This is a genomic window from Streptantibioticus ferralitis, assembly GCF_029223525.1.
Taxonomy (GTDB): Bacteria; Actinomycetota; Actinomycetes; order Streptomycetales; family Streptomycetaceae; genus Streptantibioticus_A; species Streptantibioticus_A ferralitis.
This window is the reverse complement of the sequence record NZ_JARHTQ010000011.1, coordinates 130,043-153,511: the sequence shown is the minus strand read 5'-3', so window position 1 is coordinate 153,511 and position 23,469 is coordinate 130,043. Positions and strand designations below refer to the sequence as shown.

The window sequence follows — 23,469 nt, the reverse complement described above, 5'->3', positions numbered from 1 at the left end:
GCAAGGTTCATCGTCCCAGGCCAGGAAGGCACTTTCATATTTTCGTCCCAGAGTCAGCCATCCCCGAGCGAAACGGGGAGGCTAGGCGCTGGGCTTTTCCTCCAGGCGGGGGAAGAGGATCGCGCCCTTGGTGACAGTGGAGCCTGTCGGCAGCTTGCCCCACTCGCCGGCCTCCTGGACCCGCTGGTCGGCGAGGGCACCGAGAGAGACCTCGGCGCCAAGCGAGGCCCACACCTTCTGAGAGGTCTCGGGCATAATCGGGTTGAGCAGGACGGCGATTGCGCGCAGCGACTCCGCGGCGGTGTAGAGGATGGTGGCGAGGCGGGCCCGGCCCTCCTCGGCGTCGTCCTTGACGACCTTCCAGGGCTCCTGCTCAGTGATGTAGCCGTTGACCTGCTTGATGAAGTTGAAGACGGCGAGGATGCCACCCTGGAAGTCCAGTTCGTCGCCGATTTTTCGGTCGGCTTCGGTGACCGCCTTCGCCAAGCCGTCGTGGACTGCCTGCTCGGCCTCGCCGTCGGCCGCGGCCTGGGGCAGCGCGCCGCCGAAGTACTTTCCGACCATGGCGGCCACGCGGGAGGCGAGGTTGCCGTAGTCGTTGGCCAGCTCGCTGGTGTAGCGGGCGGAGAAGTCCTCCCAGGAGAACGAGCCGTCCTGGCCGAAGGCGATCGCGCGCAGGAAGTACCAGCGGTACGCGTCCACGCCGAAGTGCGAGGTCAGGTCCTGCGGCTTGATGCCGGTCAGATTGGACTTGGACATCTTCTCGCCGCCGACCATCAACCAGCCGTTCGCGGCGATCTTGCGCGGCAGCGGCAGGCCCTGGGCCATCAGCATCGCCGGCCAGATCACCGCGTGGAAGCGGAGAATGTCCTTGCCGACCAGGTGGATGTCTGCCGGGAAGGTACTCTCGAACTTCTCCGGGTTCTCGTTATATCCGACCGCCGTGGCGTAGTTCAGCAGCGCGTCGACCCAGACGTAGATGACGTGCTTGTCGTCCCAGGGGATCGGGATGCCCCAGTCGAAGGTCGAGCGAGAGATGGAGAGGTCCTGCAGGCCCTGCCGGACGAAGTTCACGACCTCGTTGCGCGCGGACTCGGGCTGGATGAAGCCGGGGTTCGCCTCGTAGTGAGCCAGGAGCTTGTCGCCGTACTCGCCCAGACGGAAGAAGTAGTTCTCCTCGCTGAGGATCTCCACGGGCTTCTTGTGGACAGGGCACAGTTTCTGACCTGCGAGTTCACCGTCACCATCGAGTAGCTCGCCTGGGAGCTTGTACTCCTCGCAGCCGACACAGTACGGGCCTTCGTAGCCGCCCTTGTAGATCTCGCCCTTGTCGTAGAGGTCCTGCACGAACTCCTGGACGCGCTCGGTGTGCCGCTTCTGGGTGGTGCGGATGAAGTCGTCATTTGCGATCTCCAGGTGCTCCCAGAGGGGCTTCCAGGCCCCGTCCACAAGCTTGTCGCACCACTCCTGCGGTGAGACTCCGTTGGCATCGGCGGAACGCAGGATCTTTTGGCCGTGCTCGTCCGTGCCGGTGAGGTACCACACCTGTTCGCCGCGCTGACGGTGCCAACGCGTGAGCACGTCGCCTGCGACGGTCGTGTAGGCGTGGCCTAGATGAGGGGCGTCATTGACGTAGTAAATGGGCGTCGTGACGTAGTAGGCCTTCGTGCCCTGCTTTTCGGATCCAGTAGTCGCCATGGTCGAAATACTACTGACTGTCTGACGGGCATTCACTTCGATATAGAGAGGGAGGATGGGCAGCCGCTGGGGGCGCGAGTCGTTATTTAGTAGTTTTTTGATGGCAATTTGACTGCTTCTTGCCGACGCCCTTCGCAGTGGTGCACTGGTAAACATTCAGCTGGAGCGCGTTGGGTGATGGTTTCGGGTATGTCGCTGCCGGCGGCCAACGTGCCGATTCTCGGCGTGGGCGTGCGTCGGCTCATCGCCACCGGGTCCGTTCCCGCAGCCAGGCCCGGGCCTGATGGCCCTGCCGGGCCTGGACGTCGCGCAACGAGGGAAGGCTCGCCGGGCTCGGGAGCAAGGCCTGCTCGGTGAAGTAGCCGGCGACGGCGGCGACGACCGCGGTGACGGCTTCCGGATCGGCGGTCGCAGCCCGGGGGCACCTGTCCAGCAGCCACTGCGGGGGCGGCCCACCCTGCATGGCGACGCTGGGAGCGAACGCCACGGCATCCACCCAGGCGGCTCCCACGCATGCCCAGGCCCAGTCGACGAAGACCACGTCGTTCCCGACGAGGAGCATGTTGTCCGCACGCAGGTCGGCGTGAAGCAGCGTGGTGCCGTCCACCGCCGCCGGCCACAGACGTTCCAGCCCGGCGAGCCGGTCTAGGTGCCGGCGAGACCAGGCGTCGAGTTCCTCGGGTGGTGCGGCAGCCAGCCTGCGCCACCCGCCCAACTGCTCGGCATGGGTCTCGACGAACGTACGGACGGCGGACGTCGGGGCCGGGGTCACGTTCTCGTGGAGCCGGGATAGGCTCGACATGACTCGCTCCACCTCGTCGGCTCGCCACGGCTGCGCGGGATGCCGTCCGTCGATGTCCGACATGAGCAGGCCGACCCACTCGCCGTCGTCGAACACCGACAGCAGCGTCGGGGCACCGATGTCCGGCGGTAGCGAGCCCGCGGTCACGGCCTCGCGGCGATGGAGGGCGGCCGCCTTCCGGTTGGCCGTCGCCGAGACGGCTTTGAGGAAGGCCCGTTCACCGTTGTCCAGCACCAGCCGGCAGGCGGCTCCGGGCGAGAAACCGCCCGCCTGCGTGCTGGAGTGAGCGATCCCACTGCCGAGCGTGTCGACCACCCAGCGCTGGATGTGGAGCGGCAGCTCGTGCAGATCCGGCCGTCTGGGACGGGGCACGGCTGCCGGTGGATCGGCATGTGCCCGGATTTCGCGGGACACGTCAGTAGAACCTTCCCTGATCGCTGGTGAAGAGCCAGGTGCCCTCGGCGGAGCGGCAGAACTCGCAGCGGCCTCGGCGGACCGGCACGACCTCCCCGAAGACGGGTAGATCTGCGGCACACGACGGGCAGGCCGTGCGCAGGTGTCCGCCGTCGCCCAGGCTCTTTTCGAAGAGCTCCGCCGTGCTGGAGGCCAGCCGCCGGTCGTGGTCGGAGAGCAGCGCGCGTATGTCGTCCGGGGAGGGCAGCCCGGGCAGTTCACGGCGCCGCAGGGGGAGGCGGCTCGCGCAGATCACCGAACCAGGACGGCGGTCGAGGCCGATGGCCAGGGGGGTGCCTTGGCGGTGCCAGCGCTTCTCCCAGCGGTTACGGTCCCGCAGCGCCGAACACGGTGGTGCCACCTGGTAGCGGACGCCCGCGTCCTTCAGGTTCGCCAGCCAGGCCGCCAGCTTCCCCTGGTCCGTCGCGTCCCCGACGGTGACGCCCACCTGCAGCGGAGCCAGCATGCTGGGCAGGGCAAGCCCGCGGCTGTCGGTGTGGAACATCGCGCACAGGGCGATCAGCTTGCCCGTGAAGCCGATATCGACGATGTCCAGGGGATCGCCGAGTGCCTTCTTCAGCTGGGACGAGAGCACGTAGAGCGTGGCCAGCACGGTGGGCCGGCCGTCCGGCAGCACGCTGACGGCGAGGTAGGTGAGGCGGCCGTAGTCGGCGATGGGCCCCGTGCGGACCGTGACGACCGGAAGGGCGAGGGCCGACAGCAGCTCCTCGACCACGCCCCGGTAGAAGTCGAGGGTGTCTTCAGCCGTCGCCTCGGGGACCCGCTGGTTCAGCTGTACAGCCGGCCAGATGTAGCGGTCACGGAACAGGGGAGGTGTCTTTCCGGGGGAATCCCTGAGCAACCCGCCCACCGCGATCGCAGGGCCCGCTGCCTCGGCGTCCCGCAATCCGCCCACGGTATTGACGAGATTGTCCGGGCGCAGCAGATAGTCCACGCCGCTCAGCGGGGCGGACAACCCGTACACATTCGCGTAGTCGCCGAAGACGGCACGGTACTGGCCGGCCTCCATGAGGAAGCCGTGCTCGACCACATGCGGCGTGAAGCGCTGCGCTGTGAGCTGTCTGAATCGCTCGATCAGAAGCTTCACGGCTTGCATCCCGGGCCGGGCCCATACCACGATGCCCTTGCTGCGCGGCGCTCCCATGATGAACGCCCCGCGCTCCAGTGCCCTCGCATACCCGGTGTACTTCATCGTGCGCTGTCTCCCGGCGAGTCGATCAGCGCGGCAGCGCGCAGGCAGTAACCGGCCTCGGTGACTTCGACGGCTTCCGCATAACCGTCGAGGTTCTCCATGAGTTCGGTGTTCGATCGCAGGCCGAGGCGGTCGGAGGGATTCCCCCATTCCTGGACCAGAAGAATTTCACGCTGTTCTCCTACAGGGTCCAGGCCCCAGCCCAGCGAATACCATTTCCTGCTCGACCGCAGCCATCTGGGGCTTGCTAGATCGAATCGCAGGCCGTAGGAACGCACATACCAAGGGTTCCCGGCCGGTGCGACCTCGAAGGCCTTCTGGTACCGGAGTCCCATGGAATTGGATTCCGGTATCGCCGGGAGGTCGAGGAGGCGCATGTATCCCATCCCGTCTAGGACTTCCGTCACGCGCTCCGAGCGCTCACTTCCGAACAGCAGTTCACTCACCTCCAACTAGGCCTCGTGAGCCCTTCGCCGGTGCCGCACAGCTGGGATCAAAGGCCCAGCAGCCGGGAAGGTGGCGTCACGAGGGTGGAGAGGTATTCCCCGTACGAGACGTCTGTGGGCATCGGCTCCAGCGGGACGGTGTCCGGTGTGTCCACCCAGGCACGGGTGGACCAGCCCGCGCAGAGCTCGTCCCAGTCGGGGGTCCGCGGCCATCCGTGCGGATGCGCGAACTCGGCGCGCATGGGCTCGTCGCCGGTCCGCTGGTATCGGACGTCGGCGGACAGCCGTACTGTGTCGGACGCGTTTGGGCCTGCGCCGTGCACGGTGAGGCTGTGGAACACCACCAGGTCGCCCACGGCGTAGTCCGCGGTCATCCAGCGCGGGTCGTCTGCGGCCACTGGCAGGTAGAGCGGCCGGGCACCGCCCACCGAAGCGTCGGTCGGCAGGAAGCCGTCCCGATGCGAGTCGGCGAGAATGCGCAACCCCTGGCTCTCGGGAGTGCACGGCGTGAAGGGAATCCACGCGGTCAGCACGTCCGAACACGTGTGAAGCACCACGAAGTCCTGGTGCGCCCGTGTGAAGTAGGCACCGGCTCCGGCGGACGGTGTGGAGATCCGGCACACCTTCGCCGGGTGGCAGAAGATGTCCCCGCCCAGCAGGCCGGCCATGAGACGCAGGATCCTGTCGTCGTGGGCGAGCTGGTGGAACTCCTCGAGCTGCTGGATGACCGGATAGACCTGGCGGAAGGAATCGCCGGTGAACTTCGGTTCGGCTCCCGGCGCGACCTTTGACGTATCGGGCCCGGCCAGCCAGCCGATCTTGTGCAGCGCCTGCCGCAATTGTCCGGTGACCGCCTCCACCGTGTCCGCCGGCAGGAACCCGGGTAGATACACGTAGCCGTCCCGGACCAGCCGGGAGGTCAGTTCGTTGATGTCCTCGGCGGCGTCCGCCGACGGGAACAGGGTCTTCACGTGTGGGCCTCTTCTCTCGTTTCGGTTGGAGCCGGACAGCAGGGATACGCGGGCTTGGCAGTCGTCCCAGTCGCCTTGGGCGTACGGCACGGCCCGATCGTCCACGTAGGCCACCGCCCGGACCTTCGTTTGCGTGACCTCCAGTTCCGGAAAGCCGTGGGTCCGCAACCACGTGCGGATGGCCTCCGTGCCCTCGGGCCGGTTCGCGCGGGACGACACGATCACGACTTCGGCTCCCTGGCCGATCAGCCAGTGAACGAACCTCAGGGCGCCGGGCTCCGGCGGATCGACGGGGACGTATCCGGTCCAGCCTGAGGTGTACGAGTGGAGGACGCCGTCGAAATCGACTGCCACCACTTTTCCGCTGAGCTCGCCGTACTCCGTCATTGCGCTCCCCCAGGCGTATTGCCGAGTCGTCCGCGTGCCGAAGGCCCCGGGATGTCGATCACGGTGTCGTTGACCCCCAGGAAACGCGGCCCTGCGAGCTCCACGATCACATCGGCGACCTCCTCCGGGCGCATGGCGTCGGCCGGATCACGGAAGGGTAGGTTCGCCCGGAACTGAGGGGTGTCGACGGCTCCGGGGCTGACACAGTTCACGCGTATCCCGTCCTCCGCCAAGTCCAGTGCCAGACAGCCCGCAAGATGTTCGAGGGCGGCCTTGGCGGTTCCGTAAGCGTGACCGTGCAGCCGTGGACGCCGTCCCATCCTGGAGAGCACGAGGATGACGTGCCCCTGTCGGGCGGCCAGCATGCTACGGAACGCCTTCACGGCCCGGAAGGCGCCCACGACATGCTCCAGCAGCATGCGTTCGAGATCGGCCGGTGAGAGCTCTGCCAGTCGGCCCGTCCGGGCACTGCCGGCGGTGATGACCAGCACGTCCAGACCGTGGATCGTGGAATCGAGACGCCGAGCGAGACCGGCGACCGATCCTTCGTCGCAGATGTCGACCGCCGTCTGCTGGATGCCCGGCCCTGGTGCGGGGGTGTCGGCGTCCGCGGAGCGACTGGCCGCGTGGACCGCGTAGGCGTCACGGGCCAATGCGATGGCCGCGGCTCTTCCGATGCCGCTGCTTCCGCCGATGACCAGGGCTGTGCGTTCGCCGCCGTCGGCCTCGTGCCGGGCGTCCCGCTCAGTGGCGTCCTGCACGCTCACCGCTCTGCCCGCCCTTGGGTAGCCGCCTGTGGCAGGCCGCTGCTGTCTCCGGCCCGGACGCCCGAAGTCGTGAGACGGAAGGTTCTCGACGACGCGTCCAGCGCTGCGATGGCGCCCACGGGCAGCGTGAGCATGGGATCGGTGTGTCCTATGTCCACGTTCATGACGAGAGGGAAGCCGTGGTCCGCGTAGCGCTGGGTGACATGAGTCCGCAGCTCGTTCTCGAACGCCTCGCCGCCGCGGAAGGACCTGCCGACTACCATTCCGGCCAGCCCGGAGGTGACTCCTGCCGCGTCGAGCTGGCACAGGGACCGGTCCAGCCTCGCCATGGAGGTGTCGCAGGTCTCCCAGAACAGCACCGCCTCCTCGAAGGAGGGCAGGTAGGGAGTGCCAAGCAGGCAGCACAGGGTCTCCAGGTTCCCGCCCAGCAGCGGCCCCCTGCCGCTCATGCTGCCCACCCACTTCCACCCGGGGTGCCCTTCCAGCCGGCGGGCCCTCTTGTCCTCCTCGTCCCAGAGCAGGAACTCCTCGGTCCAGGAGGCGGGTGGGCGCAGCGGGTTGCATGGGCCTGGTCCGGTAACCACGGACAGGAGCGAGTCCGCGCTGTAGGACAGCATCTCGGGGTACTCAGCGAACTCGGGCATCAAGGTGGGGCCGTGGAAGGTGGTGACCCCGGTCCGCGCGTGGACGCCGAGCAGGATCGCCGTGATGTCGCTGTACCCGACGATGATCTTCGGATCGCTGCGCAGCGCGTCATAGTCCAGGTGCGGCAGGACGCCGTTGGCGTTGAACCCGCCGATCGTGGTGAAGATCGCCCGCACCCGCTCATCACGCAGAAACGCGTTAATCTCCTCGGCCCGGGCCCGTGCGGAACCCGCGCTGTACCCTCTCACTTGCGCCTGCGGCCCCACCACGACGCGCCACTCGAACCCCTCCAGGGCCCGCACGCCGCGCCTGAACCGTTCACCCGCGATGCCGGCCACCGGACCGGACGGCGTGCAGACCCCGACCAGATCGCCGGGCCGCAGGGCAGGGGGGAGGGAGGGGGCCCGCGGGCCGACGAGCTTCGTCCCGTGATCTTCCATCGGTGACACCATGGATCAGCTCGTCCCCGGCTTCACGAGCACCCACGTTTCACGGAGACTCGCCTCGTGGGCCTGCGCGTCCCCGTAGTCGTCGACGACCAGGGACACCTTGAAGCCGGCCGCTGCCGCCGCCGCGCGGATCTCCTCGTGCGAGAACCACCGCTGCCGGTGCCGCTCCTCATGGCGTGTGAAGACGCCCTGTTCACGCAGGAAGAGCGTGATGAGGAAGTCGACGCACCTGGCGTCGGGGGCGTAGCGGTTGCGCCAGACGTACGCGTAGTCACCGCAGTCGTCGCCGTAGTGGCTGGAGCCGAAGACGTTCTCCAGCTTGTGGCGGGTGTTGACGTCGAAGACGAACACGCCTGACGGCTCAAGGGCGTTGCCGACCGCCGTCAGGAAAAGCGACAGGTCGCCGGGGCCGGACATGTAATTCACGCTGTCGAAGGTGCATATGGCCGCCTGGAATCCACCGGGCAGTTCGGCTGCGGGCAGCACAGCACTGATGAACTCGGTCCCCTCAGCGGTGTTGACACGCGCCTGCTCGAGCATCCGTTCCGAGGCGTCCACCCCCGTGACCCGGTGACCGCGCTCCTGGAGCCGCCGGGTGAGGGCTCCCGTCCCGCAGCACACGTCCAGCACGCTCGCCGACTCGTCGCCGAGCGCCGAACGGAGCTGCTCGTGGATGAAATCCGCCCAGGCGTCGTACTTGTTCTCCGCCGTCCAGGCGTCGTACACAGCGGCCAAGGCCTCGTAGGGCTTGAGTTGACCAGTCATCTCGCGCAACTCCGGGGTCAGAAGGGGCGCCGGACGTGGACCATGAGGTTGACGCCGCGGTCGGCCCACTCGGGCTGCTCGGACGCCTGCAGCTCCAGGTCCAGAACGGTGCGGAAGTACTCCTCGTCTTCCAGCGCGCGGGAGATGTCGCTGATGTTCGTGTACGGGTAGCCGAAGTCGTCGGCACCGGGCATCGCCAGGGACGTCACGCCGTAGACGCCCTGGACCTCGAAGCCGACCTCCGAGCCCAGTGTGCGCAGCTCGGCCGAGTCGTAGACACGCAGCGGGGGCACGTGCGGCGCCCACCTGACGATCCTGTCCCGCATGAGCGCGCGGAGCTCTTCAGCGTCGGCGCCGTCGCGGTTGATCTTGGAGTGCACGGCGTTCGACAGCGAGTGGCTCATCAGCAGCGCGTGGGCGCCGGGGCGCATCACCCGGTACAGCGTCGAGAAGGCGGCCGCCGGGTCGGAGAGGAAGCTGAGCACACCATAGGTGCTGATGACGGCGTCGAACTGCTCGTCCTTGAGCTGCGGGGCATTCTCCAGGTCACACTCAACTAGGTGGACCTTGTCCGTCGCACCGGCACGGGCGACGTTCTCCTTGGCCTCCGCCAACATGCGGGAGGACTTGTCGGCCACCGTCACCTCGACACCGAGCGCGTCGGCACACCACAGGCCCCAGCGGCCGGTCCCCCCGCCCGCGTCGAGGATGTGCGCGCCGGGCTCGGCGGAGAGGTGACGGCGGAAGAGCTCCTGGATCAGGGCGTCGGAGAGCTTCCAGTACGCGACCTCGTAGAAGCCCTCTACGTTGCCGGCGTAGGGCTCGAAGAAGTCCTTGAACTGCTCGTCGGTCATGAGAGACATGCAGGTGTCCATTCGTTGAATCGGGGCGGGTACGAGATACGGCGGGGCGGGAACAGAGGATTCCCGCAGGAGGCTCACGGCGCGATGGCGATACCGTTCAGGCGCGGCGCGAGCTGCAGTTCACGGATGTCGCGGTGGTTGAGGACCCACATGAGCCAGCGCTCCACGCCCATGCCGAAACCGGACGTGCGCAGGGGCCGGACGTCTTTCATGTCGACGTACCAGCGGTAGGCCTCCCCGGACACCTGGTGCTGGGCGAGCGCCTTCCTGACCTCCGCTCCGGTGGCGTGACGCTCGCCGGAGCCGACGACCTCCCCGACGCCGAACAGCAGGTCCGCGCTGAGGGAGCTGCGCTGCTCGGGGTCCGCGTACGCCTGGTAGAACGGCACCGACAGGTGGTCGAAGTGGGTGACCCACAGGATCGGGCTGATCTCATCCATCAGCCGCCGCTCACCGTGCCGGGTCAGGGTGCGCCAGCCGTCCGCGTGGTGGACGGCATCCGGGTCGGAGCCGAGATGGTCGACCGCCTCGTCGAGCGTGAGGCGGGGGAAGGAGTCCAGATCGGCCATGTGCTCCAGGTGGCCGACTCCGCCGGCGACGTCGCCCACCTCGTCGGCCATGCGGTCGAGGACTGACCAAGCCAGGGCCTGCACGTACTCCTGAACGGTTGCCATTACGTCGTCGAGGCCGCCCACGATTTCGGCCTCGCTGTGGAAGAACTGGTTCAGATGCGTCTCGTCGGCGTCCTCTCCGCGGAAGCTCGGCATGAGGTACCAGGCACCCTCGGCATTGAACCGACAGCCGTACTCCAGCATGAACTGCATCGAGTCCGCGAGGAACGTGCGGTCACCGAAGAGATCGATCTCGACCGGCGTGGAGTCACTGCCCAGCCCCATGGGGCTGGAGATGCTGCTCGTGGTGATCGGCAGATGGAGGGCCTTCACGCGCCGGGCCGCCCAGAACTCGGTCGTGCGGGTGGTCAGCAGATCCTGGAGGTCGACGAGGACGCGGTAGAAGGGATCATCCATGATCTTGATGAACCGGTCGGAAGCCGGACGCCAGCCGCCGTGCGATGTCTTCTGCGCAACTATCAAAGAATGCTCCCGTGTTTCTGGTGGTGCCTCACATGAATGTGGCATCGGGGCTGAGCTCCGCGGTGCGATGATCAAGGGCCTCAGGTGACGTCGGTCGGTGTCGCCCGCACCGCAGTGGTGTCGGTCGATTTCTACTCCTGGTCATGGAAACCGGTCGACCACGGCAGCAGACATCCGACGGCGGCGATGGTCAGCAAAAGCTCCTTCATCGAGCACGATCGATTCCCCCTTTTATTGTCGAGCCGCTCCCCCCATGGAATTAACCAAGAATTCCGGAGGTGCGCCAATGACAGGTCGTTCCTTCGGCGCTCAACTCTGCCATCCAGGCAATGGCGGGCACAGTCCTGTTGGTGGCCGATTCCGGCCTCGGCATATTGCGTCCAGTGAAGCGGAGTGACGCGATCCGGATGTCGGTGGGCCTCTCGCTATTCCTCGGGCGGCCGCTCCGTGCCTGCTGACCGGAGCATGCGCTCGTAATAGCTCGACGGCATGGCCACACCGCACGACGCCAACCGGAACCGCCGTAGCTCGGGATTCTCGTCCAGCACGCGTTGGCATAGCGTCGCCGCGGTGCGCTCCGCCTCCTCGAGGGTGGCAGCAAGCAGGAAGAGCCCCAGGACAGAGCCGGTGACACGGCTCGTGTGCATTACCGCGTGTTGGAGGCGCTCGCCGGGTCGAGCACTCTGCGTCACCAGGCCGGAGGTGTCTGCGGGGAGTTCGGTGTGCTCGTCCGATTCCAGCCGGGCGTGGACAAGATACATACCCACAATAGTCAGCGGCGGTAAAGGCGTTGCATAGACTCCCACAATGGACAGAATCGGCCACGACATAAACTGTCCAGCGCCGGTCGGTTGCTGTCATCGTAGTATTACGGCGATCCGTGGACAGGACGGAAGACGGAAGGTTGCGATGCTCGACATCTTTGGGCTTGATGCGCTGTCTGAAGAGATATACAGACTGATGCTGACTCACCCTGATAAGGGAGTCGAGGGTCTCGCCGATCTCGTGGGCACCACCGAGGCACAAGTCCGTCGAGCGCTGGAGTGCCTCAGTGAACTGTCTCTCGTCTCGACATCGGAACAGGACCTGAGCGGTTTTCGGGCGCTCAATCCGGAGACGGCGATGGAACTCCTGCTGGCCCAGCAGCAGTCGGAGCTCACGGTCGCGCAGATGCGGCTGGACGCGACGAAGGCCGCTGCCGTCAAGCTGGTAGCGGCGTACTCGAGTCTCTGCCCGCCATACGACGACCGGGACTTCGAGCGGTTGGTCGGCCCGGAGGAGATAGGTCGGCACCTCGCCGGCTTCGCCGCCTTAGCGGAGACGGAGGTAATGACCTTCGCGCACGGAGGCGCGCATCCGGAAGAGGAACTGGTGGCCAGCCGCACACCCAACGTCATGCTGCTCGAGCGCGGTATCCGCATGCGGACCCTCTATCTCGACAGCCTGCGCAACCACCAGCCGACGCTCCACCACATGCGATGGCTCAGCGACCGCGGGGCGGAGGTGCGAACGGCGGCCAGCCTGCCGGTTCGCATGGTCATAGTCGACCGGTGCCAGGCTGTTCTTCCGATGCGAAGCGCCGACGCACGGGTCGGAGCGGTGGTGATCCGCAGTGAGGCGACGGTCGCGGCGCTGTGCGCTCTCTTCGAAGCCAAGTGGGAGAAGGCCACGCCCTTCGGCAGCGGACCCACGGTCGACGACCGCGGGCTGTCCGTCCAGGAGGCCGAAGTGATCCGACTGTTGGCGGAGGGACTGACCGACCAGGCCATCGCCAAACGGCTGGGTGTGTCCGACCGTACGGCCCGTCGGATCGCGGCGGAACTCATGGAGCGACTCAACGCGCGTAGCCGGTTCGAGGCCGGTGTGCGGGCGGTCCAGCGGGGCTGGATACCGCTGGAGCAGGTGCCCGACCAGGCGGCGCCGGTCGGATCCGATCGGGATCAGTAGGCAGACGGGGCGGGGAGAGCGTGAACCCGTCACGCACACAGGCGAGCATGGAGGAGCCGGGATGAAGAACCCGATTGACTGGTACGACCGGATACGTGAGGAACATCGGGTGCTCTGGCACCCGGAGACGTCCTCCTGGTATGTGACGCGGTTCGAAGACGTCTGGAACCTTCTGGTGAGCCCGGACCTGGGTGCCCGCTCCAAGGACACCTTCATCAGGAAGATGACTCCCGAGCAGCGTGAAGTCTGCGCTCCCGTCATCGACTTCATCGCCAAGTGGCCCGTCTTCTCCGATCCGCCCCGCCACACGGACATCCGTCGCCTCATCCTGCCGGCCTTCTCCGCCGCCGAGGTCGAACGGGTCACGGACGCGGTCCGCGTGGAGCTCGATCGGCTAGGAAGCGGTGACAGGAAGCCGTCCGAGCTCTTCGAGGGACTCGTACGTCCCGCTTGCGAGGCGGCGTTGGCCGAGTTCCTCGGCATGGATCTGAGGGAGTTCGACCAGGTACCCGCGTGGGCCGCCCAGATCATGCAGTTCGCGGCGCAGACGGAATACCACCCGGAGGTCATGCCGAGGGCCGCTCGCGCCCTCGCCGAGTTCTCCGAATTCGTCCTCACCAGCGCTCGGAAGGGACGAAGCGCGCTGAGCGCCCAGCTGGACGGGGCGATATCGCGGGGAGACATCGCGGCGTCGGACGTGGTGGCCATCTACGGACAGATGGTCACGGGGATCCTGCAGCCGACGATGAGTACGCTGGCGACCGCTGTGGAACTGGTCTCGCGCGGTGCCGAATACCGTGAATACTTTCAGTCCGATCCCGGCACCTTCGTTTCCGAGGCGATCCGCCTCACGACGCCCTTCCACTTCGCCCCGCGCCGCACACTGGTCGACGTCGATATCGACGATGAGGTGATTCCCGCCGGCGAGCGGATCGTCCTTCTTCTGGTCTCGGCGAACCGTGACCCACGGCGTTTCCCGGATCCCCTGTCGTTTCGTATGGGCCGGGGCCAGCCCCCGCACGTGGCGTTCGCCCGCGGCCGCTATGCCTGCCTGGGAGCCGCCATGACCAGGCAGTTGATGACGGTGGCACTGACGGCCGTGCTCGAAGGACGGTCCGAGCCGCTGTCACCGTTGCGTGTGGTGTGGAACGTCGGCCGGGGGATGAGGGCCGCGGAGCGGTTCGAGCCGGCCGTCCGCTGAGCTGGTTCCCCCAATTTTCTCTTTTGGTGACTGGTTTGGTGCTCAACTTGCCGGGGTGGGGATCCAGGCGCCTCGGCCGTCGAAGAGCAGGGTGATGGCGTCGAGCAGGTTCTCGCTCTGCTTGGCGGCGGTGGACAGGCAGCCGCGCACGGCGAAGAAACGCTCGGTACCGTGCGCCAGCCTCCGGAGATCTTCTGCTGGATCTTCGCCATTCTGATCATCTGCTCGCTGCCGTTGTTGTCGAACGGCACGTGCCAGTCGAACGCGAACCGGAGCACTTGATCGCGCTCGGCGTCCAGGCGGTCCAGCAGGTTCGCCGCTTTTGGTCGTGTGATCCGGGGCTGCCGGGTCCCGGGGTGGGTGCAGCATCCGTCCCACGGTGAAGATCTCCTCGTAGCGGGCGGTGAGACGCTCCAGGGCGTCGACGGTGAAGCCGGTCGCCTCCGGGTGGGCGGCGCGGATCTCCTTGATCTCGTCCCAGGTGTCCACCAGCAGCTTCGCGAGCTCCGCCGCCCACGCCTCGGGGCGCTGCGCCGCCGCGTTCTCCGCGACGGCGGTCAACTCGCGCAGGTGGTGCGCGGCCCACAGGGCATGCTGGGCGCCGGTGTAGGTCTTGTAGGGCTTCCAGCGATCGTGGACAGCGATGCCGGCGAAGGCGGGCAGCACGCCCATGGACTCGATCGCGGCCACCCCGCGCTTGGCGTGTACGTGATACATGGTCAGGGAGGGGGTACAGGCGGTGTGCACCCAGCAGGTCCGGCCGGCGATCCGGGTGCCGGTCTCGTCGAAGCCGACCACGTCGCACTCGATCAGTTGCTCGCGCACTACCTCGGTGCGCGGCGCCACCGCCTGCGCGGCCTGCCCGGCCCATTCCAGCAGGGTGCAGGTGGCCACCTCGGCGCCGTGCACATCGGCGAGCAGTAACGCGCACCGCTCGTACGGCAGGTGCTGACGGGTGAGCAGGTATACGGCCAGACTCTTGATCTGCGGCCCGTACTGGGCCAGAGCTGCCGCCCCGTCCGGCGCGGCAGCCACCGTGACCTGGCCGCAGGCGCAGCGCCGGTGCTCCAGCCGGTGCTCGGTCACCCGCAGCCGCGTGGCGGGCAGGTCGAAGACCTGCCGTCGTTCCACCGAGACCACCTCGGCCTCCGCGAGGTCGCCCGCGCAGCCGCCACACGCGGCCGGGAGGTGAACCTGGACCACATCGGGGCCCTCCACCTGCAGCAACGCACCCCCGGCACCGCCCTTGGCCTTGCCCGGCCCCCGGCCCGACGACTTGCGCAGCGAGACCGGCTTCGCCAGTCCGTCGCTGGAGGGCGGCTTGGAGGAGTTCTTCGGGTTCATCCCCAAGCGGCGCTTCAGCTCGGCGTTCTCCGCCCGCAACTCGGCGATCGCAGCGCGCGCCGCCGCCAGTTCCGCCCGGGTCGCCGTCAGCTCGCTGCGCAACTCGCCGACGAGGGCCAGAAGCACAACCCGCGCACCGCCGACCGGACCGTCTTTGAGCACGTCATCGCCGCGATGGTACACGGCTCTGGGTACGAGCGGATTGCCACTCCCGGCTGCTCCGACCGCACTATGCGTCGCCGCATCAAGTACTGGGCACAGATCGGTATATTCGAGCAGGTGCATGCGCTGGCACTGCAGGCGTACGACCGCATGATCGGCCTGGAGCTCGGTGAGCTGTCCGTGGACGGCTGCATCACCAAGGCCCCATGCGGAGGAGAGACAGCCGGGCGCTCCCCGTGGACCGCGGCAAGCAGGGCCTGAAGCGCTCGGTGGCCACCGAGGCACGCGGCGTCCCGCTCCGCTTGGTCTCGGCCGGAGCGAAGATAGGTGTTCTTCGCACGCGCGGCGGTGATCGCGGCCTGTCCCAGAGCAGCCCGTAGGTGGACATTGCTATGCCGGGTGCGCCCCGGCCCCCGTCGGCCCGTCGATTCGTTGTTGCCCGGACACCTCCCCGCCCACGAGGCGAGGTGTCCGGGAGTGGGGAACCGGGCCATATCCAGGCCCACTTCAGCGATGATGACCTGGGCCAGCAGGGTGGAAACCCCAGAATGGTGGACAACCGCTCCACCGGCCCGGAACACCCTTCGACGCCGCGGTGTTCGCTCAGCTCCACCTCGATCTGCCCGGTCACCGCCTCGATCTGAGCGGTACACGCATCGATGCGGTCGAGCATGATCCGAGCCAGGAAGCCATGGTGGGCGCTCCAATCACCGGCCAGCGCCTCCCGAAGCTCCACGATCTTCCGGCGCATCAGGCCCCTAGCCAGATCGGCCAACACCTGCGGGTCCCGCTCCCCCTCGATCAGCGCCTCGAGTCATCGCGCGAACCGACTTGGTCAGGATGTGCGAAGCCACCACCGACACCTTCACCCCGGAGTCCACCACCAGCTTCTCCAGCCGTACGGCCTCCCGCGTACGCTCGGCGGTCAACTCGGCCCGATAACGCGTCAGGTCACGGAGATGACGGACCGGCTCGGGCGGAACGAAACTGGGCCGGACAAGGCCATGTTCGACCAGCTGAGCAATCCACACCGAATTCGCGACATCCGTCTTGCGGCCCGGCAGATTGCGCATATGCCGAGCCTTGAGCAGCCAGCACTCGAAGTGCTGCTCCAGGCCGTAGAACACCGGCTTCCCATACGACCCAGTCGCCTCCATCGCCACCAGGGCAACACCCAACTCCGCCAGCCAATCGCGAGCTTGGAGCACCCCGGCCGCCATCCTCGAGAAGGTGCCCACCTCACTGTGCCGGTGACCGCCGGTCCCGGGAACCCGCACGCACACCTTCATATCCGCCTTGCCAATATCGATGCCCGCGCACCGCGGATGCACCACATCCATCCCCACCACCCCAACCCATACCAGCGGCCAACACCAACGACGACCGCCCGGCGGGATCCAGCAGGAGTCAAGATTCTGGTCTGCGTGCTCGAAGCAACAGTGACGGATACCTGAAAAGGAGATCGGATCCCAGCGGCAAACTTCCACACGGGCTGGACCGCGCCAAGAAATCACGACGTCAGCCGGGCAGCCGCCGACCATATTTTCCATCCGTCAGGGTGCGGCCAACAGGCCCCGATACCGCCTTCTGCCGACGGCTGTACGTGCTGTTCGGCATGGAGGTCGCATCGCACCGGGTGCACATCCTGGGCATCACCGCACACCCGAACCGGACTGGGCGACCCAACAGGTTCGCAACCTGATGATGGACCTCAACGCTTCCGGGGCCGCCTATAACCCGCGCCTATCGAGTTCACACGCCAAATGGCGCCACTTTTCCGCGCATTGGCGTGCGATTTGCGCCACCACGGCTACGCGATGGCCCGGCACACCTGCTGCAAGCTGTCGCCACTTGACCTCGTCATCGAGCGAGTGAGCAATCAGCAATTGCAGGAGCATACGCCCGGCCTCCGTACGAAGCGACGGATCGTTGCGCAGGCTAGGCAAGACACCATCGGCGGCTACAGGCGGAACTAATGCGGCTCGGCTGGCAGCCGGACCGTGCGCCGATTTCACATTCGCACGAACAGTAGAGTTCGATGAGGTCTTACTAACTTTCGCCGACACGGGATCTATTCCTTGGCGCAAGCGGTCCCGCACGTCTTTGGCTGTTGCCAGGGCAATACCAGCGCTCGTGGCGATCTCCCTCAGCGAGGCGCCAGGATTGTCGGCTATGAGTTGACTCGCCCGCAGGCGCCCTTCAGTCGCGCGGAGCGGTCGGATACGCCCATCGCTCCCAACCCTGGTGTTCAACTGTTCGTTTCGATCAGTTGAACACTGTCGAAGGGCCGCAACAGTACCAGGAGCCAAGCCCGTACTGTGGGCGATTCGGCGGTCGGCCCAGTCAGGGTGATCTGCGAGGATGCGCTTCGCGGCCGCAGTCCGGTCGGCGCGTGAAAGCGGAAGGCCATGAGTGATGTTCTGTTGGACGGCTAAGACGAAGGCATCTTCTGCTTCACCATCAAAGAACTCCACCTCGATGCTCTCGTCACCGCGCAGTTGAGCCGCACGTAGGCGGTGCATCCCGTCGACGATACGCATCGTCTCCCGGTGCACGATGACGGGCGGTAACGTGGTATCTAGTTTGACGAGCAAATCTATATGCTCCTCGCTCTCGCCTTCGATCCGCGGGGAGTCGGAAGGCAGGAGGGAGGAAAGAGGCAGCCTGGCTCGCTGCCGATGCCCCTCAGGGTGGGGTTCATCGGCGCAAGACATGTCGGCTGCGGACGAATAGCTGTGGGCGGCCACCGCAGCGTTGCCGTTGCTCGGGAGTGGGACGCGAGCGAGGCCAGTTCCCGAGTCGACACTACGCTTGCCCCATGAGTCGGAACTGCGATCAACTGCACCACTGCGAGCACCGCTGATATCCACGCCGCCTTACTTCCTCTCTCTTGCGGCCACCGGCATGTTCACGAGAGTGTCGCTGTTATTCCGTGAGCCTCTCGACCGCAGCATGGAGACCGCGCAGCAAGATCTGTTACCAGACCCTACTTCAGGTAGGTCTCGGTATCAAGCCGATGGCTACAATTACTAGGTTCGCCCTCGCAGTTTCAGGAGTTTCTGGTGCCGCCACGTCAGTTCGACGGTCATCGCGTACGCGCCGTACGCCGAGCGGCTGGCCTCAGACAGGCAGACCTCGCCAGCGCTCTCGGGCTCAGCAAGACTCCAATCGTCGATTGGGAGGACGGCAAGGCGGCTCCTCACCCGGACCGCCTGCCTGCCGTCGCAAAGGCCCTCAAGCAGGACATCGACACACTGTTCCCGCGACTCAGCCCTCCCGACCTCAGCGACCTACGCGCCGACGCTGGATACACACAGGCCCAAGCCGCCAAAGCCTTGGGTATCCATCGGCCGCCACTGAGCAACGCCGAGAATGGCAAGCGTCGGCTCCCCGCAGACCTCATGCCACGCGTGGCCGACCTCTACGAAGTGAGTCTTGAGGAGATGGAAGCCGCCCAAGACAGATCCTTCGGCATCCTGACCTCCACTCCCCACATCACCGACCAAACGCCCCGCACGCTACCGGAGAAGATCCGCTTCCTTCTGGACAACCGTCGGCAGGTGACGGACGAAGCCATCGCGTCCGCCATCAACGACAAAGCACGCGCTGAGGTCATCAAACCGGCGACGGTCAAGGCCCTACGGACCGAGGATCTGGCCGCGGGCAAGGCTCTTGAGGGCTTGCCGACAGCCGCGGTTTTCGAAGGGTTGAGTGAAGCGTTCGGGGTGCCTCCGTTCTTCTTCCAATCAGGCGAGGAGATCGAGGCCCAACTGATGGAGCGCCTGCGCTTCTTGTCCTTGATACGCAGCGAAGGCGTGCGCGTGGCGGCCCGCGGCGCCCACAAGGGAATTAGCAGCGACATGCTGGCTACCGTCAGCGAGCTAATTCTGCGCGAGACGACCGAGCCCAATACCGACAGGCAGTGACGTGTACTGACAAGTGCGATAGCCAGCCGTGCGGCGGCCGCTGAGCGTTGACGCCGCGCGCCGTGGGCTTGGTGCACTCACTCCGAATGGAGCGGAGGTTCTCCCGCCCTCTTAAGGATGTCCGCTATCTCCCCTGCCGAGATTCCCGCGTAGACGGCCTGCACACGGGCTAGCCACCAGGCCTCGGCTTGGCTGGTAGCGAAGGGCTTATCCGGCAGAGCCTCTACTGGAAGCGGGGAATGTCGTCCGTTCACAGCGGATTTCAACGCAGCCGCGATCCAGTACGCCTCGGCAGCTGGCCCCGGATCAGAATGCTCGGCCGTGGCCTCCTCAACAACCGGCCAGAGTTGAGGCGTTGCATGGTGGCGCAGTTGTTCAACGGCGTCGCCCAACTCTTGGATCACCCGGTCGAGACGTACATCCAACGAAGGCCACACTCGCGTGACTTCCGACAGACGGCCAACAGCCGGATGAAACGTGACACCAGGGAACTGCCTGGTCAGGTCGTGCCGTAGAGGATAAAGGCGCCACAGCATCCGCCAGGCCGTCCAGCGCTGGGCGGCCACACCCGTCGTCGGCAGACTCGCCCCTGTGGCGAAAAGCACTGCTGCCAGTACGTTTAGGCCGTCGCCGATAGAAGCAACCCTTCCGTCCAGTGCCGCTCCAATGGGTACGAACACCGCGACCCACATGTAGCTCACACGCAGCACCGAGTACAGGGTGTACAGCCATGTTGCAGCCGCTCCCAGGGTCAGGCCGGTACGGAGCACGACCGACTCCGCGTGTCGGCTGACGAAGGTCCACTGATAGGCGCAGGTCACGGCCGCCGACCCCAAATACAGGTAGAAGCAGGTCATGAAGGCCGCTGCACCCCACTCCCCGGCATGGCTGGCAGCGAAGTCATGACTCGGGCGGGCACGGTTCACAGCAGTGAAGAACAACAGTGTCATCAGCGGGACTATAAAGATGGTGGCCCGCCATGAAACGCGAGCCACCTTGCGGCAGATCGCGATACGCCTGGGCACATCGTCAGCTGCAACACCATAGCTAGTGACGGCGTAGCTGAGCAGCGCAAGGCATGCGCCCATCGATACAAGGTATTTCACCAGAGCGTCGAAGTCGACGATCCCCACCTGGTCGAGAGCGTGTTTGAACGGGGGGAAGCGCGCCCACAAAGCGACAGCAAAACCTGAGCTGCAGCCCCACAGGGCGCGACGAAGGGGGTCGCCGTGGCGGATGGCTGGTAGCCGCCATAGCGCCACAAGGGTCATCTCGATGCAAGCAACGAGGACGAGAACGTCCAATGCGAATTTTCCTTACGGCTGGCGGTGTGTCCGTAGCGGGGCGAGAGGGTGGCTAAGGCTTGCTTCCATAACGCTGACCAGGTCCGCTCCGAGCGCCGACCGCCGACGTATGAGGTGTTTAATCAGGCAGGCGGACAGCTCGGCTTCGCGTTCTTCAACACTCGCGTAGTGCGCACGCGCTTGGATCACCACATCGGCACCGAGGTGCTCGGCCAAGAGGCCCTGAAAGATTGGTACGAGGTAGCCTTCCTCCGCGGCGGACAGGTCCTGCCCATGGTCGAACCACAGGTGTGCCAACTCGTGGAAGATCGTGTGCTGGGTCTGGTTCGGCGTAGGGCGAGGGCGGTAAAGGATGAAGTTCTTCGAGCCGACACAGACGCGCAGGCCACAGGCCGTGCGCAGATCTGTCATCATGCCGCGAACCGGAACCAGATGGATGGAGCAGTTCCGCGCGGCCTCGAGATTGCTAATCAGAGCTTGGAGACTGAACGGGTCAGGTACCGGAAAGTCGCTCAGCTGCTGTTCGCAGCGTTTGCTCAGCCGACGCATCTCGCTGCCATGGAGGAGCCGCCGAATCACCTCCAACTCCGTACCTTCCTCCGGTGTCTTGCACCCCCCGTGGAACATGGGCTCTGCCGGAGCCCTACTCCCGATGCCGACAGCAGAGTGCACTGGCAGACCGAGCTGACGCGCCCTCAGCAGTGGCCACGACTCGGACTACTCCGGCACTCCCCTCAAGCTACAGCGAGGTCAACTCCGCGGACCCGCAAGGCACCCAAACGAAACGCGCCATGGAGAATCCCCCGGTGCTGGCAACCCTAGCCGTGCTAGACGCGCCGCCTCAGAGCGAGACTCTAGAGGCCAGATCAGGACCACGAAAGCGGCTTCCGTAAGCGGATGCGCCCCTACCTCCATCGCCCGGCAGGCCGCCAAGAGGCCCACGCACGCGGTGACCTGCCCCAACAGCCTTCAAGGGGCTCCACAGCCTCCCGTGGAAGCCCATTCCAGTGGCTGAAAATGTGTTCTACAACTCACGCTGCGCTTTGCCGCAACCGTCAGCAACTGTCCCATGCCTCGCCGGTAAGCGCTGGCAAACATGGTCTGCGCGGCAGCGATGCGTTGAGGCATCCACCGGCGGGTCAGCAGCACTCGCCTGTCTCGTCGCCTGGCAAGGCGAAATGAAGCAAGCCCTCGGTCCGGCGTCCCTGCGTGCCCGGGTTCCATGTACCCTCCACTCTCATGAACATCTCGGCCGACGCGCTCCTGTTCGACAGCGACGAAACACTGCTCTCCACGCTGAAATCGCTGGTCCGCTGCTGGACCCGCTGGGCCGAGGGATACGGACTAACCCTGGCCGACGTGACCAGTGTCGAAGTCCACGGTCGGCCGGCCTCCGCGATCGTCGCTGATCTGTTGCCAGCCGAGAAGGTCGCCGAAGCGGTGGCCCGCCTCGAACAAGCCGAGATCGATGATGCAGCTGCCGGCGGTGTCACACCGGTGCCTGGCGCTCAGGAGCTCCTCGCTGCGCTTCCGGCCCATCGCTGGGCAGTGGTCACTTCCGGCACTCGACGGGTCGCCGAGATCCGACTCGCCCAGATCGGCGTCTACCCCAAGCACCTGATAACTGTGGACGACGTCACGCGCCACAAGCCGGACCCCGAGCCCTTCTTGCTTGCCGCTCAGCGACTGGGCGTGGATCCGGCCCGCTGCGTGGTGTTTGAGGACGCGCCTGCCGGACTCACCGCAGGACGAGCAGCCGGCATGACGACCGTGGCATTGACAACCACGTGCAGTGCCCAGGAGCTTGAGCATGCCGCAGACATGATCATTTCCGACCTCTCCTCGGTATCTGTACGCGACACGGACAGCGGCGTGCAGATTACGATCACCGCATGATGCGGCTCGGATGAGGGTTTCGAAACCGCAGAGCCACAGCAAGCCACTCCTTGCACATCGCGACAGGACACACTGTCGCACCGAAAACCCTCCAAGTACGGCACGGTGACGTCAGCGGTAATCGCCGACGCCCGGATGCGTGAAAGCATTTTTGTGTAAGTCCTGGGATCCCATGTTTTGCGGCTCCCGCCGGGCGCACAAACCTGCGGCTACGGCGCGGCTGGGGGCGTAGTGCTGGGCCAGCCCATCCACTGCCCTCCGGGCACAGCAGCTCCCGGGAAGGTGGCCCCAGCCAGCAAGGCGCCGAGCGTCGCCGCTGCCGATGCCTTCCAACGCCGTCCCCACCCGTGCATCCCGTGCACACCCCTGCCGGAACTCCCGAGAACCCGCAGCAAATCCCGGGAACTCCGGCAGCCAGCCCAAGGGCCCTGACCAGGCCAAACGCCCAGGCCGAAGGCCCAAAGCGGCAGACGAGTCGAGCTGTACGCCGGGCACCCTCAACGCTTTGCCGAGAGCGGTTCTGACCTGCGGATACGCCGCGCGTGCACTCGCCGTCGTGCACACCGCGTGCACAGCCGCGTGGTGCTGCCGGATGCGGTGGCTTGGGAACGGTCTTGAACGATCACGATACCCGTGATGCTCCCCGCCCGACGTCGGTGCGGACTCCCTGCCGTGACCCGCTCTCCCCCGCAACGCGGCCGACGGTCTGGGCCCCTCGCTCGGCTCGGGGCGCCAGGGCTGCATCCGGCAGGCCGGGGCGCGCCGGGATGCCGTACAGCTCCTCGAAGGAGGCGGGGGGCGGCGCTCTTCAAACACGCTCTTGACCAGGCCCGTTGGACCGCTTGACTTGTCAGCGCATCCACCGCATCCATGGTCGTCGCCAACGGAACCACCGCGATGCGGACGCACCCGACGGCACCCAGCGGCACCACACCGCACCCCCGGCCGGGGACCTACCCCACCGCACCCACCCCGATCTACGTGCAGGTCCCACCATGACCACCCAGCCCCGCCAAACCCATCAACACCCCACCCCCGAACCGCCCACACCCGACACCACAGCGCTCACCGGCACCCATGCCACCGTGTGGGAGGCCCTCACCCAGCAGCCCGGAACCACCGCCGCCGCCCTCGCT

At 66.2% G+C, this 23,469-nt stretch carries 19 protein-coding genes and 4 pseudogenes; 5 read left to right on the top strand and 18 right to left on the bottom strand.

Going from position 1 to position 23,469, the window contains the following annotated elements:
• Nucleotides 1-81: 81 nt before the first annotated feature.
• The 11 genes from metG to P2L57_RS18960 form a co-directional block, all read right to left on the bottom strand.
• On the bottom strand, nt 82-1,698 hold the full coding sequence (gene metG, locus P2L57_RS19010) for a methionine--tRNA ligase (RefSeq protein ID WP_275816025.1): 1,617 nt from the start codon (nt 1,696-1,698) through the stop codon (nt 82-84).
• 241 nt (nt 1,699-1,939) lie between these two features.
• On the bottom strand, nt 1,940-2,914 hold the full coding sequence (locus P2L57_RS19005; protein ID WP_275816023.1) for a phosphotransferase family protein: 975 nt from the start codon (nt 2,912-2,914) through the stop codon (nt 1,940-1,942).
• A 1-nt stretch (nt 2,915) separates the two neighbouring features.
• The gene (locus P2L57_RS19000; RefSeq protein ID WP_275816021.1) at nt 2,916-4,166 is read right to left on the bottom strand and encodes a hypothetical protein; all 1,251 of its coding nucleotides are present in this window, start codon (nt 4,164-4,166) and stop codon (nt 2,916-2,918) included.
• Nucleotides 4,163-4,612, bottom strand: a complete 450-nt coding sequence (locus P2L57_RS18995) for a hypothetical protein (RefSeq protein ID WP_275816019.1) — start codon at nt 4,610-4,612, stop codon at nt 4,163-4,165. The genes P2L57_RS19000 and P2L57_RS18995 overlap by 4 nt, the downstream gene beginning before the upstream one ends.
• A 47-nt stretch (nt 4,613-4,659) precedes the next feature.
• Complete coding sequence (locus P2L57_RS18990; protein ID WP_275816017.1) at nt 4,660-5,970, bottom strand: phytanoyl-CoA dioxygenase family protein; 1,311 nt, start codon at nt 5,968-5,970, stop codon at nt 4,660-4,662.
• A complete protein-coding gene (locus P2L57_RS18985) occupies nt 5,967-6,731 on the bottom strand; it encodes an SDR family oxidoreductase (RefSeq protein WP_275816015.1) in 765 nt (254 codons plus the stop codon). Before P2L57_RS18985 ends, P2L57_RS18990 begins: the two co-directional genes overlap by 4 nt.
• 2 nt (nt 6,732-6,733) lie before the next feature.
• A complete protein-coding gene (locus P2L57_RS18980; protein ID WP_275816013.1) occupies nt 6,734-7,822 on the bottom strand; it encodes a S66 peptidase family protein in 1,089 nt (362 codons plus the stop codon).
• Nucleotides 7,823-7,837: 15 nt separating this feature from the next.
• Nucleotides 7,838-8,596: a class I SAM-dependent DNA methyltransferase gene (locus P2L57_RS18975; protein ID WP_275816011.1), complete on the bottom strand. Its 759-nt coding sequence runs from the start codon at nt 8,594-8,596 to the stop codon at nt 7,838-7,840.
• A 17-nt stretch (nt 8,597-8,613) separates the two neighbouring features.
• A complete protein-coding gene (locus tag P2L57_RS18970) occupies nt 8,614-9,459 on the bottom strand; it encodes a class I SAM-dependent methyltransferase (RefSeq protein WP_275816009.1) in 846 nt (281 codons plus the stop codon).
• 74 nt (nt 9,460-9,533) lie between these two features.
• Nucleotides 9,534-10,553, bottom strand: coding sequence for an amino acid--tRNA ligase-related protein (locus tag P2L57_RS18965; protein WP_372515768.1), 1,020 nt, complete (start codon nt 10,551-10,553; stop codon nt 9,534-9,536).
• A 425-nt stretch (nt 10,554-10,978) separates the two neighbouring features.
• Complete coding sequence (locus P2L57_RS18960; RefSeq protein WP_275816005.1) at nt 10,979-11,314, bottom strand: hypothetical protein; 336 nt, start codon at nt 11,312-11,314, stop codon at nt 10,979-10,981.
• A 46-nt stretch (nt 11,315-11,360) separates the two neighbouring features.
• Here P2L57_RS18960 and P2L57_RS18955 point away from each other — a divergent pair, with 46 nt between their 5' ends.
• Both P2L57_RS18955 and P2L57_RS18950 read left to right on the top strand, forming a co-directional pair.
• A complete protein-coding gene (locus P2L57_RS18955) occupies nt 11,361-12,500 on the top strand; it encodes a helix-turn-helix transcriptional regulator (protein ID WP_308292487.1) in 1,140 nt (379 codons plus the stop codon).
• A gap of 61 nt (nt 12,501-12,561) precedes the next feature.
• Nucleotides 12,562-13,701 carry a cytochrome P450 gene (locus tag P2L57_RS18950; protein WP_275816003.1) on the top strand — a complete coding sequence of 380 codons (1,140 nt, stop codon included), beginning with the start codon at nt 12,562-12,564 and terminating at the stop codon, nt 13,699-13,701.
• A gap of 230 nt (nt 13,702-13,931) precedes the next feature.
• Here the strand turns inward: P2L57_RS18950 and P2L57_RS40790 are convergent.
• Both P2L57_RS40790 and tnpC read right to left on the bottom strand, forming a co-directional pair.
• Nucleotides 13,932-13,979, bottom strand: a pseudogene (locus P2L57_RS40790) (hypothetical protein); the annotation flags it as partial.
• Between the two features lie 112 nt (nt 13,980-14,091).
• A pseudogene (gene tnpC, locus P2L57_RS18945) lies at nt 14,092-15,171 on the bottom strand (IS66 family transposase); the annotation flags it as partial.
• On the opposite strand from tnpC, the pseudogene P2L57_RS18940 reads away from it, so the two are divergent.
• Nucleotides 15,169-15,527, top strand: a pseudogene (locus P2L57_RS18940) (IS5/IS1182 family transposase); the annotation flags it as partial. The pseudogenes tnpC and P2L57_RS18940 overlap by 3 nt on opposite strands.
• A gap of 21 nt (nt 15,528-15,548) precedes the next feature.
• Here the strand turns inward: P2L57_RS18940 and P2L57_RS18935 are convergent.
• The 3 genes and pseudogenes from P2L57_RS18935 to P2L57_RS18925 form a co-directional block, all read right to left on the bottom strand.
• Nucleotides 15,549-15,788, bottom strand: a pseudogene (locus P2L57_RS18935) (IS110 family transposase); the annotation flags it as partial.
• Nucleotides 15,789-15,965: 177 nt separating this feature from the next.
• A complete protein-coding gene (locus tag P2L57_RS18930; protein WP_275816000.1) occupies nt 15,966-16,547 on the bottom strand; it encodes an IS110 family transposase in 582 nt (193 codons plus the stop codon).
• A gap of 390 nt (nt 16,548-16,937) precedes the next feature.
• Nucleotides 16,938-17,747, bottom strand: coding sequence for a ParB/RepB/Spo0J family partition protein (locus tag P2L57_RS18925; RefSeq protein WP_443732076.1), 810 nt, complete (start codon nt 17,745-17,747; stop codon nt 16,938-16,940).
• Nucleotides 17,748-18,269: 522 nt separating this feature from the next.
• On the opposite strand from P2L57_RS18925, the gene P2L57_RS18920 reads away from it, so the two are divergent.
• The gene (locus P2L57_RS18920) at nt 18,270-19,133 is read left to right on the top strand and encodes a helix-turn-helix domain-containing protein (protein WP_275815998.1); all 864 of its coding nucleotides are present in this window, start codon (nt 18,270-18,272) and stop codon (nt 19,131-19,133) included.
• 77 nt (nt 19,134-19,210) lie between these two features.
• Here P2L57_RS18920 and P2L57_RS18915 read toward each other — a convergent pair whose 3' ends face one another.
• On the bottom strand, nt 19,211-20,437 hold the full coding sequence (locus P2L57_RS18915; protein ID WP_275815996.1) for an MAB_1171c family putative transporter: 1,227 nt from the start codon (nt 20,435-20,437) through the stop codon (nt 19,211-19,213).
• A 12-nt stretch (nt 20,438-20,449) separates the two neighbouring features.
• Nucleotides 20,450-21,016 carry an ImmA/IrrE family metallo-endopeptidase gene (locus tag P2L57_RS18910; protein WP_275816129.1) on the bottom strand — a complete coding sequence of 189 codons (567 nt, stop codon included), beginning with the start codon at nt 21,014-21,016 and terminating at the stop codon, nt 20,450-20,452.
• Between the two features lie 660 nt (nt 21,017-21,676).
• Here P2L57_RS18910 and P2L57_RS18905 point away from each other — a divergent pair.
• Nucleotides 21,677-22,333, top strand: a complete 657-nt coding sequence (locus P2L57_RS18905; RefSeq protein WP_275815994.1) for an HAD-IA family hydrolase — start codon at nt 21,677-21,679, stop codon at nt 22,331-22,333.
• Nucleotides 22,334-23,469 lie beyond the last annotated feature (1,136 nt).